The sequence below is a fragment of the Vibrio sp. 2033 genome (assembly GCF_033339735.1).
This window is the reverse complement of the sequence record NZ_JAWOVC010000838.1, coordinates 1-518: the sequence shown is the minus strand read 5'-3', so window position 1 is coordinate 518 and position 518 is coordinate 1. Positions and strand designations below refer to the sequence as shown.

Sequence of the window (518 nt, the reverse complement as noted above, 5' to 3'; positions counted from 1 at the left end):
AGACTTTGCCTTAACTGCCGAAGAAATTGCTTCAGAACTTTTGCCGATGCTATCGCAAGCTGCCGAGCAGCAAGGTATCGACCAATATACTCCGGTTGCAATGGATTGGCTCAATGGCCGCCGAACCCCTTACGCGAACCAGCGCCTTAAAGGTGCAATATGTGACTTAAACCTTGGTAGCTCATCGCCTGCAATTTTCTCCGCACTCGTAGAATCCACTGCGCATGGCGCAAAAGCGATCGTCGATTGCTTTATAGAACAAGATGTCACTGTCGAACGCGTCATCGCCATTGGTGGCATTGCGCAAAAATCCCCTTACGTGATGCAAATGTGCGCCGATGTGATTGGTCGCGACATCATCGTGGTCGAATCAGATCAATGTTGCGCATTGGGGGCAGCGATTTTTGCAGCTGTCGCAGCTGGCGTTTACCCGACGACGAAATCAGCACAAGCCGTGATGGCAAGTCCTGTTCGTCAAACCTACTCACCAACACCAAAAGTGCAAACATTGCGAGCAC

Annotated in this window: 1 protein-coding gene; it reads left to right on the top strand. The window is 50.8% G+C overall.

What is annotated here, in order from left to right; translation table 11 throughout:
- A partial coding sequence (locus tag R7P74_RS29380) for an FGGY-family carbohydrate kinase (protein ID WP_318124267.1) occupies nucleotides 1-518 on the top strand: 518 nt, incomplete at both ends.